Origin of the sequence: Halorubrum sp. 2020YC2 (assembly GCF_018623055.1) — an archaeon.
GTDB lineage: Archaea > Halobacteriota > Halobacteria > Halobacteriales > Haloferacaceae > Halorubrum.
In genome coordinates this window covers 1,679,869-1,693,893 of sequence record NZ_CP076019.1, presented here as the reverse complement: position 1 = coordinate 1,693,893, position 14,025 = coordinate 1,679,869, and the positions used below count along the sequence as shown (strand labels likewise).

16 protein-coding genes are annotated in these 14,025 nt (G+C 69.9%); 7 read left to right on the top strand and 9 right to left on the bottom strand.

All coding sequences use genetic code 11. The features are described 5' to 3' along the window. Positions 1-1,704 carry an L-lactate permease gene (locus KI388_RS08380; RefSeq protein WP_251133130.1) on the bottom strand — a complete coding sequence of 568 codons (1,704 nt, stop codon included), beginning with the start codon at positions 1,702-1,704 and terminating at the stop codon, positions 1-3. Between the two features lie 504 nt (positions 1,705-2,208). Between KI388_RS08380 and KI388_RS08375 the strand changes: the two genes are divergently transcribed. Together KI388_RS08375 and KI388_RS08370 are read left to right on the top strand one after the other, a co-directional pair. Further along, on the top strand, positions 2,209-2,715 hold the full coding sequence (locus KI388_RS08375; protein WP_215086219.1) for a universal stress protein: 507 nt from the start codon (positions 2,209-2,211) through the stop codon (positions 2,713-2,715). A 132-nt stretch (positions 2,716-2,847) separates the two neighbouring features. After that, positions 2,848-3,891, top strand: coding sequence for an FAD-dependent oxidoreductase (locus tag KI388_RS08370; RefSeq protein WP_215086218.1), 1,044 nt, complete (start codon positions 2,848-2,850; stop codon positions 3,889-3,891). 86 nt (positions 3,892-3,977) lie between these two features. Here KI388_RS08370 and KI388_RS08365 read toward each other — a convergent pair whose 3' ends face one another. Further along, the gene (locus KI388_RS08365) at positions 3,978-4,265 is read right to left on the bottom strand and encodes a hypothetical protein (RefSeq protein ID WP_215086217.1); all 288 of its coding nucleotides are present in this window, start codon (positions 4,263-4,265) and stop codon (positions 3,978-3,980) included. Between the two features lie 338 nt (positions 4,266-4,603). On the opposite strand from KI388_RS08365, the gene KI388_RS08360 reads away from it, so the two are divergent. The 4 genes from KI388_RS08360 to KI388_RS08345 all read left to right on the top strand — a co-directional run bounded on the left by KI388_RS08360 (position 4,604) and on the right by KI388_RS08345 (position 7,225). Next, positions 4,604-4,894 carry a hypothetical protein gene (locus tag KI388_RS08360; RefSeq protein ID WP_215086216.1) on the top strand — a complete coding sequence of 97 codons (291 nt, stop codon included), beginning with the start codon at positions 4,604-4,606 and terminating at the stop codon, positions 4,892-4,894. A 91-nt stretch (positions 4,895-4,985) separates the two neighbouring features. Beyond that, positions 4,986-5,906, top strand: a complete 921-nt coding sequence (locus KI388_RS08355; RefSeq protein WP_215086215.1) for a Dam family site-specific DNA-(adenine-N6)-methyltransferase — start codon at positions 4,986-4,988, stop codon at positions 5,904-5,906. Positions 5,907-5,966: 60 nt separating this feature from the next. Further along, complete coding sequence (locus KI388_RS08350) at positions 5,967-6,416, top strand: universal stress protein (RefSeq protein ID WP_215086214.1); 450 nt, start codon at positions 5,967-5,969, stop codon at positions 6,414-6,416. Continuing rightward, on the top strand, positions 6,416-7,225 hold the full coding sequence (locus KI388_RS08345; RefSeq protein WP_215086213.1) for a DUF63 family protein: 810 nt from the start codon (positions 6,416-6,418) through the stop codon (positions 7,223-7,225). The genes KI388_RS08350 and KI388_RS08345 overlap by 1 nt, the downstream gene beginning before the upstream one ends. 7 nt (positions 7,226-7,232) lie before the next feature. Here KI388_RS08345 and KI388_RS08340 read toward each other — a convergent pair whose 3' ends face one another. The 7 genes from KI388_RS08340 to KI388_RS08310 all read right to left on the bottom strand — a co-directional run bounded on the left by KI388_RS08340 (position 7,233) and on the right by KI388_RS08310 (position 12,424). Next, complete coding sequence (locus KI388_RS08340) at positions 7,233-7,715, bottom strand: DUF456 domain-containing protein (RefSeq protein WP_215086212.1); 483 nt, start codon at positions 7,713-7,715, stop codon at positions 7,233-7,235. 73 nt (positions 7,716-7,788) lie between these two features. Next, positions 7,789-8,370, bottom strand: coding sequence for a DUF2150 family protein (locus KI388_RS08335; protein ID WP_215086211.1), 582 nt, complete (start codon positions 8,368-8,370; stop codon positions 7,789-7,791). 84 nt (positions 8,371-8,454) lie between these two features. Next, positions 8,455-9,312, bottom strand: coding sequence for a TatD family hydrolase (locus tag KI388_RS08330; RefSeq protein ID WP_215086210.1), 858 nt, complete (start codon positions 9,310-9,312; stop codon positions 8,455-8,457). Between the two features lie 76 nt (positions 9,313-9,388). Continuing rightward, the gene (locus tag KI388_RS08325) at positions 9,389-10,267 is read right to left on the bottom strand and encodes a class I SAM-dependent methyltransferase (RefSeq protein ID WP_215086209.1); all 879 of its coding nucleotides are present in this window, start codon (positions 10,265-10,267) and stop codon (positions 9,389-9,391) included. After that, the gene (locus KI388_RS08320; protein WP_215086208.1) at positions 10,240-10,608 is read right to left on the bottom strand and encodes a 6-carboxytetrahydropterin synthase; all 369 of its coding nucleotides are present in this window, start codon (positions 10,606-10,608) and stop codon (positions 10,240-10,242) included. Before KI388_RS08320 ends, KI388_RS08325 begins: the two co-directional genes overlap by 28 nt. Positions 10,609-10,659: 51 nt before the next feature. Next, positions 10,660-11,667 carry a zinc-binding alcohol dehydrogenase gene (locus KI388_RS08315; protein ID WP_215086207.1) on the bottom strand — a complete coding sequence of 336 codons (1,008 nt, stop codon included), beginning with the start codon at positions 11,665-11,667 and terminating at the stop codon, positions 10,660-10,662. Then, the gene (locus KI388_RS08310) at positions 11,660-12,424 is read right to left on the bottom strand and encodes a GTP cyclohydrolase IIa (RefSeq protein WP_345777407.1); all 765 of its coding nucleotides are present in this window, start codon (positions 12,422-12,424) and stop codon (positions 11,660-11,662) included. Before KI388_RS08310 ends, KI388_RS08315 begins: the two co-directional genes overlap by 8 nt. Before the next feature lie 181 nt (positions 12,425-12,605). Here KI388_RS08310 and KI388_RS08305 point away from each other — a divergent pair, with 181 nt between their 5' ends. Then, positions 12,606-13,985 carry a sulfatase-like hydrolase/transferase gene (locus KI388_RS08305; protein ID WP_215086205.1) on the top strand — a complete coding sequence of 460 codons (1,380 nt, stop codon included), beginning with the start codon at positions 12,606-12,608 and terminating at the stop codon, positions 13,983-13,985. Positions 13,986-14,025: the final 40 nt, after the last annotated feature.

The following is a 14,025-nucleotide window of genomic DNA, read 5'->3' as shown; positions in this document are numbered from 1 at the left end:
TCAGGCCACCCCCAGCAGCCCGGCGGCGTTCAACAGGACGATGGCGAGCCCGACCAGCGCGCCGACCGCGGCGACCCACGGGATCGTCACGCGGAGGACGTCGCCCTCGCGGCCGACGACCCCGGCGGCGGTCGTGCCGAGGATGACGTTCCCCGGCGATATCGCGTTCCCGATGGCGCCGCCGGCGCTCTGGCCGCCGAGGATCAGCGCCTCCGAGAGGCCGCCGAGCTGGGCGGCCGTCTGCTGTTGGAGCCCGCCGAACAGGATGTTCGACGCCGTGTTGCTCGACGTCATGAACGCGCCAAGCGAGCCGATGAGCGGCGAGAGGAACCCGTAGGTGTTCGGCGTCGCGACGCTCGCGGCCCCCTCCGCGAGGACGAGCACCTGCCCGCTGTGGTCCATCAGCTTCGCCATCACGAGGAAGGAGATGACCGCGATCGACGCCGGGATCGCGGTCGCCAGTACCGCCCGCGTGAAGCCGGACCGGTCGGCGTCGGCACGCGTCGCGGCGTTCTCGTAGTAGCCGCCGCGCCGGTACGCGAGGAACGCGGCCAGCGCGCTGACGAGCAGGAACGTTCCCGGGTGCGACAGCGGCGAGAACGGCGAGTACGGCGCCGTCGCCTCGGTGACGACGCCGAGGCCCGTCGATATCTCCGGGAAGGACAAGCCGACCTGGAGGCTCCCGAGCGCGTCCCCGAGCGGGGTCACGACCGCGGTGACGAACGCGATCCCGGCGAGTACCGCGAACGGCAGCGCCGCGAGCGGGAGGCCCATCAGGTCGTCGTCGTGTTCGGCCGCGTCGGCGGGCGTCGCCGCGCCGCCGTCGGCCACCGCGGTCCCGTCGCCGTCCGCGCCGGCCGCGGGGCTCCGCTCCTCGGCCATCACGAGCCGCTCGCCGATCGCGTCGGTGGCGCTGGCGTACCGGTCCCACGCCGCGAGCGGCGCGAGCGCGAGCAGCCCGACCGTCGCCGCGAAGAAGTTCGCGAACTCCGGCGGGATGACGGTCACCGCGGCCAGCTGGCCGCCGCCGTGGATCAGCGAGATGACCAGAATCATCGGGGCAGCGTACCGCACCGCCTCCGTCCGGCCGTAGATCCACGCGATCGAGAACCCGGCGACGAGGTTGGGGATCCACAGCAGGACGGCGAGCGCGAGCGCCGTGACCGCGACGCTTTGCATCTCCGTGACCTGTACCAGCGCCAGCCACGCCACGCCGAGCGTGCCGAAGGTGTTCGCCCACGCGTGGCCGATGAGCGGGATGGCGACCGAGTACACCGGCTTCACGCCGAGCGCGAGCAGCAGCGGCGCGACCACGACGATGGGGGTCCCGAAGCCGGATATCGACTGCATGAACGAGACGAACACCCAGCCGAACGCCAGCACTAAGAACAGCTCGTTGTCTGTGAACTCGGTGATCCGAGTGCGGAGCGCCTCGAACCCGTCGGCCCGGTCGATCACGTGGTAGAAGACGAGCGCCGGGAGGATGACGTAGAGGACGAACACCGCGTCCCACACCCCCTTGCCGCTCGCGACGGCGAGGGCCTCCGCGGGCATGCCGTACGCGGTCAGCGCGACCGCGGCCGCCGCGAACATCCCGACCGACGCGGCCTCGTGCGCCCGCCAGCGCAGCACGACGAGCGTGAAGAGGAGCAGCGCGAGCGGCAACAGCGCCAGCGCGGCGTACGTCGGGTCAACTGGCAGCACGACGTTCACCCCCCGTCCGCGGTGACGGACCGTACGCCGGTCGGCTCCGACTCGTTCGTTCGCCCTCGTCGTTCCGACGAATCTCTCAGGTTTCGTTCGATTTTCTCATTGGACGACGAGTTTGAGTGCTTTATTGGTTTACAAAAGGTTGCTCATAATACAGATCGGTGAAATACTAATCGACTTGATTTCGAGTAGTGTAATAGGTTGTTACAGGTAATTTCGACGAAGGACCGATCGGACGGTCGGATTTACGCCGCGAATGTTTCGAACAGAGTTCTCCGGAGTTCACGTCGTTCCGCGGTTCGGGGTGCTCCGCGCGGATCGCCGCGGTCCTCCCGTGGCCACCGAGCGATCCCGAGACGGGCCGTCCGGGCCAGCCGACCGGTCGCACCTCGTAGTAAATTATGATAATTGTCTATCCTGTCGAAAATTGTTAAGATGGATCCGTCCGTACCGATATTCAAACACGAGTCGTCAGATCGACGGCTCAGAGCTAAACTCATGTCAACCGACATCGACGCCATCGACCGGACCGACGGAACCGCGAGGAGGTCCCGTACCGACACCGCCGTGACGGGTGCCGGGGCGGGGCGCTTCGAGCGCGTGCTGGTCGTCGCGACCGACGACCCCGCCGGGCGGGCGGCGGTGTCGACGGCCGTCGGCCTCGCGGCGACTCACGGGGCGACCGTCGACGCGCTGTACGTCGTCGACACCACCGAGGGCTGGGACTTAGTCGTCGAGCGCCGCGAGCGGACCGGGGAGGAAGTCGTCGAGGCCGCCGCGGAGGCGGGCGCGGCGGCCGGCGTCGACGTCGAGAAGTGGTTCCGCTACGGCGCCCCGCACCAGGAGGCGATCGACTTCGCCGCCGCGCACGACGCCGACCTCGTGGTGGTCGGGTCCGCCCGCCGAACCGGGATCGACCGGCTGCTGCACCCCGACCCGGTCCCCGGCCGCGTCCGGCGCGGCGTCGACGCCCCGGTCATGGTCGTCGGCCCGGACGACGGGTGACCGTCCCCTCGCACCTCACACTTCCGCCCTTTCGCCGTCCGGTCCGTCGGCTCTTCGCCGTCCGCCGCGCCGCTTTCGCCGCCGACTCCGTCGGACGCGACCGATTAAGTGGATCGGACCCGAAGGATCGGTGTGACAGACGTAGGCATCGTCGGCGCGGGCGCGGGGGCGGCCGCGGCGGCGTTCGTCATCGGCGAGACAGTGCCCGACGCGGACGTGACCGTGCTGGAGAAGTCCGGCGGGCTCTGCGGGCGCGCCGCGACCCGCCGCCACGAAGACCTGACGTACGACTACGGGGCGAACTACCTGAAGAGCGACGAGGACCGCGTCGTCGAACTGATCACCGAGACGCTCGACGACGAGGGGCTCGTCGACGTGACGGAGCCGGTGTACACCTTCGAGGCCGACGAGGCGGTGTCGCCGGGCCGCGACGCCGACGAGCACAAGTGGAGCTACCGCCGGGGTCTCACCCAGATAGCGAAGCGGCTGTTCGGCCGCACCGACGCCACCGTCCACCGCCGGACCCGCGTCGAGACGGTTCGGCGGGTCGAGGCAGGCAGTGAGTGGGAACTCGACGACGCCGACGGCGAGACGCACGGCCCGTTCGACGTCCTCCTCATGAACCCGCCGGCCCCGCAGACCGCCGAACTGCTCCGGACCGCCGAGTGGGACGACCCGCTCCGCGAGACGCTCGTCGAGGCGGTCGGCGGAGTCGAGTACGGCAGCGTCTGGACCGCGGTGTTACACTACCCGTTCGCGCTCGACGTGCCCTACTACGCGCTCGTCAACACGGACAAGGAGCACGCGGTCGGCTGGATATCTCGCGAGGAGTGTAAGGCCGGCCACGTCCCCGACGGCGAGACGCTGCTCGTCGTTCAGGCGAGCGACGCGTGGTCCGACGCGCACTACGACGACGACCCGGCCGAGAACGTCGCCGCGCTGGCCGACCACGCCGCCAACATCGTCGGTGACGAGCGGCTGGCCGACCCCGCGTGGACCGACCATCAGGGGTGGCGCTACGCGCACCCCGACGCGGGCGTCGACCGCGGCCCGGTCGACTCGGCGCGGGACGCCGGGTTATTCCTGCTCGGTGACTGGGTCGCGGGCGAGGGGCGACTCCACGCCGCGCTGGCGAACGGACTCGACGTCGGCGAGCGCGTCGCGTATCGGGTCTGAGAAGGACGGCAGGTCGCACGGCGGCTGCGATTTTTCTTCGAGGGCGGCTCGGCGGCGTTCCGACCGGCGGTCGGTCGCTCGCGCGTTCAGTTCGTCGTGATGCGGTACTCGACGGTCCCCAGTCCGGGGAGCGTGAGCGTCCGGACGCGGCCGCTGCGCCGGCGAAGGGTCCGCAGGACGGACCGCGAGAGGACGGCGAGCGCGACGGTGCCGGTCAGCAGCGCGACGGTCGGCACGGGGTACGCGAGCGCGACGAACGGGACGACGACGAGCGCCAGGTACGCGAGCGTCCCCAGCGACGAGCGGGCGGCGGGCGGCGATTCGGAGCCAACGGGTCGGCGCCGCGCCCCCGTAGCGGTGGTGTCTCGATTCATACTACTCCGTACGAACTCCGGCGACTAAAACCTTTCACTTTCCAAATAAGTTCTGAGAATCGGTACCACACACCATCCTGCTAGAAGTTCTAAAACGGTTGTTAATGAGGTGTAAACTGTACCATGGTACTCGTTGGTATACTTCTCACACTTCTGTGACTTACGCCGAACGCGGCATCGATCGGCCCCCGCGTCCGGGGCTCTCCGAGGGCGAACGCGCCGCTCGCGGGACCCGCCTCGACGCCGCGCTCGGTCGGCGGCGCGGACCGATGTCCGCGTGCGCTCGCCGGTGCTTTTATTTCGGTTCGATACCTCCCGTAGATACGGATAGACACACGATGTCAATCGACACTCGCACCACCGATCCAGCGGTCGTCGCGGCGCCGGAGCGCAGGCGCGTGGTCGCCGGTCTCGCGGACGGGACCGTCGAGACGGTCGCGGATCTGCGCGTTCGCGGACGGGCCGAGGAGATAGCGGCCGAGCTCCGCGAAACCCACCTCCCGGCCCTCGAAGAGGCCGGCTACATCGAGTGGGACCGGGAGGCCGGCACCATCGAACCCGGCCCGAACTTCGAGGAGGCCGCCGACCACGTCGACGGCCTCCCGCTGCCGGAGTCCGACGACGACTGAGCGGTCGACCGCGCGACCCGAGAGACGAGTGGACGGGCGCGGCGGACGCGGCCCGGGACGTTTATCCCCGGGCGCGGGCGACACCCGACGGATGGCCGAGCCGATCCTGAAGTGGGCCGGCGGGAAGCGGCAGCTGCTCGACGAGCTGTACGCTCGGTTTCCGGCCGAGTTCGGCCGGTACCACGAGCCGTTCCTCGGCGGCGGCGCCGTCTTCTTCGACTTAGAGCCCGCCGACGCGACGGTCAACGACGCGAACCCCCGGCTCGTGAACTTCTACGAGCAGGTCCGCGACCGGCCCAAGGAGCTGATCGACCGCCTCGCGGCGTTCGACGACCCCGAGAGCGACCCGGACCCGGCCCTCCCGCACGCCGAGGAGACCGCGCGCGGCCGCGATGTGGACGCCTACTACTACCAGCAGCGCGCGCGGTTCAACCGCCGCCCGTACGAGGGGGCGTTCGACCCGCTGGAGGAGGCCGCGCTCCTCCTCTACCTCAACCGCACCTGCTACAACGGACTCTACCGCGAGAACGCCGACGGCGGGTTCAACGTCCCGATCGGTCGGTACGCCGACCCCGACTGGGTCCAGCGCGACCGGATCCGGCTCGCGAGCGACCTGCTCGACGACGCCGAGCTCCGTAACGGCGACTTCGCGTACGTCCTCGACGCCGCGGAGCCGGGCGATCTGGTCTACTTCGACCCGCCGTACGAGCCGATGAGCGCGACCGCGAAGTTCAACGAGTACAGCGCCTCGGGGTTCGACCGCGAGGACCAGCGCCGCCTGCTCGACGTCGCCGGCGAACTGGACGAGGCCGGGGTGTGGGTCGTGCTCTCGAACAGCGGCGTGATGTACGACGCGTACGACGAGGCGGGGTTCCGCGTCGACCGCGAGGACGCGACCCGCGCGATCAACAGCGACGGCGACAACCGGGACGCGGTCGACGAGATCGTCGCGACGAACGTCCCGCCCGCCGAGCGCCGGGAGGCCGGCCAGCGGGAGCTGTCCGGGTACTGAGACCGCTGCGGTCGCGGCGTTGGGGCGGGCTTTTTGACCTCCCCCGCCGACGACTCGGGTATGACCGATCTCGACATCGACCTCGTCCTCGTGCCCGTCGACGGCAGCGAGGAGTCACACGAGGCGGTCGATTACGCCATCGCGCTCGCGGCGGAGTACGAGGCGAGCGTCCACGCGCTGTACGTGCTCGACGAGGACGTCGTCCGGGCCATCGACCACGGCGTGGTCGACGAGAGCGAGGTGGCCGACGACTCCGAGGCGTTCACCGACTCCGTCGCGCGACGCGCGGAGGCCGCCGAGGTCCCCCACAGCAACTCCATCGCGTACGGCTTCTCCACCTCGGTGAAGACCGTCCACCCCGGGAGCGTCGTCCTCGACACCGCCGAGGAGCTGGAGTCCGACTTCATCGTCGTCCCGCGCGAGCCGGTCTCCGGCGACCCCGGCGAGGTGCTGGGGAAGGCCGCCGAGTACGTCCTCCTGTACGCGAGCCAGCCCGTGCTGTCCGTCTGATGGTCGGCGGCCTCCTCCCGGCGGGCACGACGCTCCCGCCCGCGCCGTACCTCCTCACCGTCCTGCTCGCGACCGGCGGGGTCGTCGCCGCGCTCCGCCGCCGTCGACCCCCGGTCACCGCCCGGCGCGTGCTCGCGCTCGCCCCGTGGATGGCGTTCGGCTCCGCGGCCCACGTCCTCTACGTCGTCGACGCGCTCCCGCCGCTGCTCTCCCCGCTCGCCGGTTCTCCGACCGTCTACCTCACGGCCGGGTCGCTGGCGGGCGCGGCGTGGCTCGCCGCCGACGCCGTCCACCCGGACCGGGTCGCCTCGGCGCTCGCGGCCGCCGGCGTGCTCTGTCTCGTCCCAGTCGTCGCGGTCGCGGCCTCGACCGGAGTCTCCCCTGAGGGCGCCGGGTGGTCGGGGGTCGCGCTCGCGCTCAGTCTCCTCGTCGCCGGCGTCGCTTGGGGCGCTCTCACCCGGCTCCGCCCCGAGACCGCGGTCACCGGCGGCGTCGGCGCCCTCGCGGTGTTCGGCCACGCGCTCGACGGCGTCTCCACCGCGGTCGGGACGACCCAGCTCGGCTTCGGAGAGCGGACGCCGGTCTCGCGGTTCCTGCTCGAACTCGGCGGGATTCCGCCGGTGCCGGTGCTTGGGGAGGGGTGGCTGTTCCTCCTCGTGAAGCTCGCGGTCGCGAGCGCCGTGACGTGGCTGTTCGCGGCGTACGTCCGCGAGACGCCGGGGGAGGGGTACCTCCTCTTAGGGTTCGTCGCGGCGATGGGGCTGGGCCCGGCGGCGCACAACCTGCTGCTGTTCTCCGTCGCGGCGTGAAGAGGGATCAGAGGACCGCCAGCGCGAACGCGACCGTGACGCCGGCGAGCAGGACGGCCTGGACGAACGCGCTGGCGAGGGCGCCGACCACGGCGTAGGCCGCCTGCCGAGCGGCCTCGCGCGTGTCGCCGTCGTGTTCGTTCAGCGCGGCGAGGAAGACGGTGCCGCCCAGTCCGACGACGAGCCCGATCGGGCCGAGCGGGATCAAGAGGGCGATCCCCACCAGCGTCCCGACGACGACGGTCCGGGTGGAGGCACCGCCGAGCCGCCCGGAGACCATTCCCGACGCGAGGTCCGCGGCCGAGGCCAGCAGCGAGACGAGAACGAGCGCGACCACCACGGCGAGGCTCGGTTCCGCGAACCCGGTGGTGTACGCGTAGCCGACGACGGTCAGCGCCGCGAGGGCGCCGCCCGGCACGAGCGGGACGAACGAACTGGCCGTCCAGACGACGAGCAGCGCGATCGCCAGTCCGGCAGCGAGAGTCACCATACGGACCGGACGCTACGTGCGCTGAAAACGCTTCACCTCGATCGACCCGGCGAGGGCGGATCCGCCGACGCCGTCAGTCCTCTTCCTCGACGACTTCCGGGTCCTCGATGGCCGACTGGAGGGAGTCGAGGCCGTTGACCCACTCGGAGACGAGCCCGTACTCCAGGTCCTCGACGAGTTCGATGTCGAGTTCCTCGCCGTCGACGACGCGCGTGCCGGCTTGAACGACGTAGCCGAGCGCGGCGTCTAAGTCGTCGCCCTCCTCGGCCTCGGCGGCCGCGCGGACGAACTCGCTCACGTCGCCGTCGACGACGCCGCCGACGACGTACTCCTCGGCCGCGTAGAAGACGGGGACGAGCGAGGTCTGGACGCCGTCGATCAGCATCGCCTTGTCCTCGTCGTCGAACTCGACGTCGTCGAGGACGATGTCGCGGATGTCGTGGATCTCCTCGACGGCGCGGTCCTCGTCGATGCGGTCCTCGTCGAACGCGGCGAGCACCTTCACGACCGCGATCGCGGCGTCGTCTTGGAGGTTGAGGAGGAGCCGCGCGGAGTCCTCGTTCTCGGGGTCGAGCTCCTCTTCGGCCAGCCGCTCGAGCCAGTTCTGCCAGCGTTCGTCGGTATAGAACGTTTCAACGGCGTCGTCGTCGGTCATGTCCCGTACGTCGCCCGGACTACTCAAATGCCTTTCCTATCGATCGCCGCCCGAGATAGGGTCTCACCCGCGTGAATCCCGAATTCAGGGCGCTCGGTCGAGCGTCGCCTCGGTGTCGATCCCGTACACGTCGCGGGGCGTCTCAACGTGCGCGCGCCGAACGGCCTCGTCGTACCCCTCCGCCAGCAGCCAGCGCACCCGCCGCGGGACGGTCTTCGGGCCCAGCACCATCCCCGGGCGGTCGGGGTCGTCGACGAAGTCCGTCTCCATCAGGAACGGCTCGCCGGCCTCGGCGGCGCGCTCCAGTCGGTCCTTGTCGCTCATCACGCTCGGCGTGACGCCGGCCAGCTCCCCCGCTGCGTAGTGTTTGACGACGCGCGAGGGGTCGAGGCCAACCTCGTCGGCGACCGCCGCGAGGCCGGTCAGGTCCTCGGTGGCCTCGGTGTGGAGCTGGACCGCGCAGTCGACGTCGGCGCCCAACTCGAACGCGCGCCGCGTGACCGCGTTCGACGCCTCCCAGACCGCGTCGCTCACGTCGTAGTGGGGCCGCCCGGACTTCAGCGCGAGCGCGTCGCCGTCCGCGACGTACTCGCTCGCGACCGCCAGCCCGCCGCGCATGAGGTCGCGGGCCGCCTCGGGCGAAAAGTTGCGCTCGTCGACGAGCCGGCTGATCAGGCCGGGATGGACGCCCAGAACGGGCCACGCGCGCCCCGGGAGCGCCTCCGTCGCGGCCGCGACCGTCTCCAGCGTCTCCTCGAAGACGGCCCGGAAGTCGGCCGGCTCGTCGGGCTCGACGCCGAGCAGCCACGAGGGCTTGTTCACCACGAGCAGGTGGGTGCCACCCAGGTGAGCGAACTCCTCGACGGCCTCGACCCCGCGGCCGTGTCGCGGGTCGAGGTGGAGGTGGTCGTCCAGCACGGGCGTGCCGAGGTCCTCCGTCATGGAGGGGGATTCGGCCGCCCGCGATTAGAAGGATCGGTCTGCGGCGGTGAGGTGGCCCCCCGGACCGCCCGCCGTTTCACGTCTCCTCGTCCGACGTTCGGTACAGGAAATCGTACCGGTGTCCGACGTACGAGAGGCGCCCGTCCGCCAGCTGGTCACGTCTCGCCGACAGCCAGTCGCCGACTGCCGGGGTCGCCTCCGGCGGGACCGACTCCTCGACGAAGTCCAGTAGGCAGCTCATGAAGTAGCGCTCGTCGGCGGGATACCCACCGTTTCGGGGCCGTACGATGGCGTCGGAGGCGTCGACGGCGAGCAGCGATCCGGCCCGGTTGCGGAACTCATCGAGGAGGTGCCGCCCCGCGCGCGTCTCGCGGTCGGCGTCGGCGTCGATCGCGTCGTGATACGCTCGCTGTATCTCGCCGTCGGCGGGGTGGTCCGGCTGAAAGACCGTCACGCCGTCGAACGTCAGCGGGCAGTACACGAGGCCGCCCCCGCCGACCGCCGCCGTCAGCGCGTCGACGGCCGACTCGAGCGGGACGAGATCCATGAACTGCTGGGCGACGACGAGGTCGTGGCTGTGCCCCCGGAGCTCTTCGAGCGCGTCGCCCACTTCGAACCCGAACCGGAAATCGCCGACGGTGCCGCCGGTCTCGGTGTCGGTGACGTCGTACCCTCTGTACCGGAGCGCCGCCGGTTGCGTCCGCTTCGCGTGGGCGATCACGGTCGGCGACAGGTCGATCCCTCTGTACGACCCCCCGGTCACCCCCCGTTCGAGCAGCCACGGGACCGCCGTCCCGGTCCCCGCGCCGGCCTCGCCGACCGTCGGCGACTCCGGCAGGGCCTCGAACAGTCGGTCCGCGACCCTGCGCGACCGCGAGCGCTCGTCGACGCTGCGTTTGGCCTCCAGGTATCGGATCTGCGCGTGGTTCATATCGCCGTCCGGTAGCTCGCCCACGCGAGGTCGTCCTCCCAGATGCGGACCGTGACCTCGTCTGGATTATCACCCGAGAGGGCCTCGCGGAATCGGTCACAGACGATGCGGGCAAAGCGCTCGACACTCGGGTTCAGCCCCTCGAACTCCGGCAGATCGTTGAGCAGCGCGTCGCGGTACCGCCCCTCGATATCGTCGAGGAGCGACTCCACCTCGTTGATGTTCACGAGGTAGCCGTACTCGGCCAGCGAGTCGGCGGCGAACTCTACCTCCACGGTGAACCGGTGGCTGTGAACGTCTCCCTCCGGTGGCTCCGGGTCGGGGACCGTCAGGAAGTGCTGCGCGATGAACTCGCGTTTGACCATCAGTCTGTGCGCTCCGTCTGGCGTGTCAGAGTCGTTGTTGGATGGCATATGTCAGTCGTACGAGAGCAGCACCTGAATCGTTCCATCGGGCGCCTCGTCGAGTCGTTCGTAGGCGTCTCCGGCCCGCTCGAAGGGGATCACGTCGGTGATCAGCGCCTCGTGGTCGATCGTTCGCAGAGCGTCGAGCGCGGTATCCGTGCGGCGGTCCTTCGACCACCGACCGCGCAGCGACGGGTCGATCGTGCTCACCTGGCTCGAGATGAGGTCGACGCGGTCGCGGTGGAACGACCCCCCGAGCTGGAGATCCGACCGCTTGGACCCGTACCACGATCCGACGACGATCCGGCCGTCGTACCCGACGACGTCTATCGCGTCGTTGAGCGTGTCCGGTCGTCCCGAGAGCTCGTACACGAGGTCCGCGTGACCGTCGCCGACGGACTCGAACAGGGCGTCGACGTCGGCCGGCGGGACCGCCTCGTCGGCGCCGAACTCCCGGGCCAAGTCGCGCCGCGAGGCCCGCGGTTCGACGACGACCAGCGAGTCGAGCGGGAACTCTGCGAGCAGGCGGATCGTGCAGAGGCCGATGACGCCGGCGCCGAACACGACCACCCGTTCGCCGAGCTTCGGTGCGCCGTCGAGCAGGAAGTTCGTCGCCGTCTCGGCCGACGGGAACAGGGCGCCCGCTCGCCGTTCGATATCCGGCGGTAGGGGAGTCAGACAGTCCGTCGTGGAGGTGAACCGCGTCTGATGGGGGTGGAAGGCGATCACCTCTCGGTCCACCCACGCGTCGTCGACGTTCCCTCCGGCGTCGACGACGGTGCCGACCAACGCGTAGCCGTACTGGAGCGGGAACGAGAGATCGCCGTTCAGCGTCTCCAACGACGAGTCGGCCGCGATACCCGACGGTGCCTGACCGCGGTAGACCAGCAGCTCCGTCCCCGAGCTGATGGCCGAGAGGTGGGCGTCGACCGTCACCTCGTTCGCGCCCGGGTCGGTCGCCTCAGTCTCCTCGACGGTGACCTCCCGTTCGTCGGTGAACACGAGCGCCCGTTCAGTCATCCGTCGCCTGCTGCTGTATCGTCGTGGCTTCGTGGACTCTCGTCCCGGTCTCCCGGCAGTGTTCGAGCGCCTCCTTCGCCCGGTCGCCCGCGCCGTGGGCCGTCGGTCCCGAGCCGATGCCGACCTGGTACTCGATGCCGGTCTGGTCGTACACGTGGTCGACGACGTCGCCGAACGCGTCCTCGCTCAACTGCGGACAGACGGCGATCATGTTGTCTCCGCCGACGAACTGGGCGATGCTGTCGTGTTCGGAGAGGAGCCGCTGCTTGAGCGCGAGCATCGACCGCTGGATCGCGAGTCCGGCCGTCGCGGCGTGTTCCGTGTCGGTAAACGACTCGGTCACGCCGACGATATCGAAGTGTGCGATGGTGACGTGACCGGACGAGCCGCTCGTGTCCCCGGCGCTGAGGACCTCCCGCCGGTCGGGGTCCTGCGCGCTCCCCGCGTCTTGGAGCTGCTGGCTCGCCACTTCCACCGCGCGGACCGGCGTTTTCCCCTCTCCGACGCCGATACTGACGGTGATCGGGTATCGGTTGCGGACGCGTTCTTGGAACCGCTCGTACTCCGCGACATCGATGCCGTTGGCGATGCCGAGCATGTTGTCGAAGCGGTTGAAGAACGCGTAGCCGTCGCTGCGGCCGACGAAGTCGGCGAAGTCGGCGTACAGACGCGCTTGGAGCGCCTGTAAGTCCGTTTCCCGTCGCGGTGACGGTTCGACCGTCCAGGGCCCGTACTCGTCGAGTTGAACGACGGAGATACGAACGGTGTCTCTGGTATTTGTCACTACTAACCGTTATAAGACACCGAATTAAATAAAACGTACCCCTATATGTTGGATCGGTATCGCTGGCAGTCGACACGTCTCTCTCGCGCGCCGGCCGGAACGCCGGCACGGACCGACGTGGCATATATATCCGCGCCAGCCTGAACACGCAAACGTGACGAACATCGCGGTCGTAGTGCTGGATACCGTCCGGGCGGACGCGTTCGAGGAGGCGTTCGAGTGGCTCCCGGGCACGTGGTTCGACGCCGCGTACTCAACGAGCCACTGGACGGGCGGCGCGCACGCCTCCCTGTTCACCGGTATGTACCCAAGCGAGGCGGACGTGACGGTCGCCGACTGGTCACTCTCGACGTCCGAGCGGACCCTCGCCGAACAGCTCTCGGCGGCGGGGTACCGGACGCGCGCCTTCTCGGCGAATATTAACATCTCGCCCGCGTACGGGTACGACCGCGGCTTCGACGAGTTCGACGGGACTCGCGACATCGAGTACCCGACGGCGTCGGTGTTCAACTGGTATCGACACCTGGAGGAACACGAACACCCGCGACTGGCGTACCTGACGGGCGCGGCCGCGGCGCTGCGCGGCGACTACGACACCGGGCGATCGCTCCGGTTCGGCCTCGCGGAAGCGGTCGCTGGGACCCCGCTGGGCGACGACGACGACGGCGCCGGTCGGTTCCGCGACTTGGCACGGTCGCTGTCGCCCTCGGAGCCGACGTTCCTGTTCGCGAACCTCATGGAGGCACACCAGCCGTACCGCCCCCCGGCGTCGTATCGGTCGGGTGATCCGTACGACCTCGGCCCGGCGTTCGAAACGACGCTTCGCAACCGGTTCGACGACCCCGACGAGGCGCTGGCGGAGGGAGTCGACCGCGAGCACGCGGGGCCGGACCCGGACCGAGCGCGGGCCGCGTACGAGGACTGCGTGCGATATCTGAGCGACGTCTACCGCGACGCGTTCGAGGCGCTGTCGGCGCGGTTCGACTACGTCGTCACCCTCGGTGACCACGGCGAGCTGTTCGGTGAACACGGGGTCTGGGAGCACGGGTACGGCCTCTACCCCGAAGTGACGAACGTCCCGCTGGTCGTCACCGGCCCGGACTTTTCCGACGAGCGCGTGGACGCCCCGGTCTCGCTGCTCGACGTCTACCACACTGTGCTGGCGCTTGCCGACGGCACCGAGCCTGACCGCCGCGGCCGCGACCTCCGAGCGGCCGACGACGAGCGCGGGGCGACGTACCTCACCGAGTACAACGGCATCGCGTCGATGCGTCGCGAGGCGCTCTGCGAACGCGGCTACGCGCCCGACGCGATCGACGCCGTCGACGTCGAGTACCGGGGGCTGGTGGCGGACGGCTACTACGGTTTCCAGAGCGACGAGGGGTGGATCGAGACCGGCGCGTCGCCGTTCGAGGCCCCGCGAGAGGAGGTGGCCGCGCGCCGCGAGGCCGTTCCCGACAACCGCGACGGTGACGGGACGACCTCGGTCGATCCGGCGATCCGCGAGCGGCTGGAAGAGCTGGGCTACGCCTGACCGATTCTCATCGCGGCCGAGTGTCCGCTGGACGACCGTC

Coding starts and splice junctions, on each gene's coding strand:
- KI388_RS08375 (WP_215086219.1), top strand. CDS start 2,209: ATGTCAACCGACATCGACGCCATCGACCGGACCGACGGAACCGCGAGG.
- KI388_RS08365 (WP_215086217.1), bottom strand. CDS start 4,265: ATGAATCGAGACACCACCGCTACGGGGGCGCGGCGCCGACCCGTTGGC.
- KI388_RS08360 (WP_215086216.1), top strand. CDS start 4,604: ATGTCAATCGACACTCGCACCACCGATCCAGCGGTCGTCGCGGCGCCG.
- KI388_RS08355 (WP_215086215.1), top strand. CDS start 4,986: ATGGCCGAGCCGATCCTGAAGTGGGCCGGCGGGAAGCGGCAGCTGCTC.
- KI388_RS08350 (WP_215086214.1), top strand. CDS start 5,967: ATGACCGATCTCGACATCGACCTCGTCCTCGTGCCCGTCGACGGCAGC.
- KI388_RS08345 (WP_215086213.1), top strand. CDS start 6,416: ATGGTCGGCGGCCTCCTCCCGGCGGGCACGACGCTCCCGCCCGCGCCG.
- KI388_RS08340 (WP_215086212.1), bottom strand. CDS start 7,715: ATGGTGACTCTCGCTGCCGGACTGGCGATCGCGCTGCTCGTCGTCTGG.
- KI388_RS08335 (WP_215086211.1), bottom strand. CDS start 8,370: ATGACCGACGACGACGCCGTTGAAACGTTCTATACCGACGAACGCTGG.
- KI388_RS08330 (WP_215086210.1), bottom strand. CDS start 9,312: ATGACGGAGGACCTCGGCACGCCCGTGCTGGACGACCACCTCCACCTC.
- KI388_RS08320 (WP_215086208.1), bottom strand. CDS start 10,608: ATGGTCAAACGCGAGTTCATCGCGCAGCACTTCCTGACGGTCCCCGAC.
- KI388_RS08315 (WP_215086207.1), bottom strand. CDS start 11,667: ATGACTGAACGGGCGCTCGTGTTCACCGACGAACGGGAGGTCACCGTC.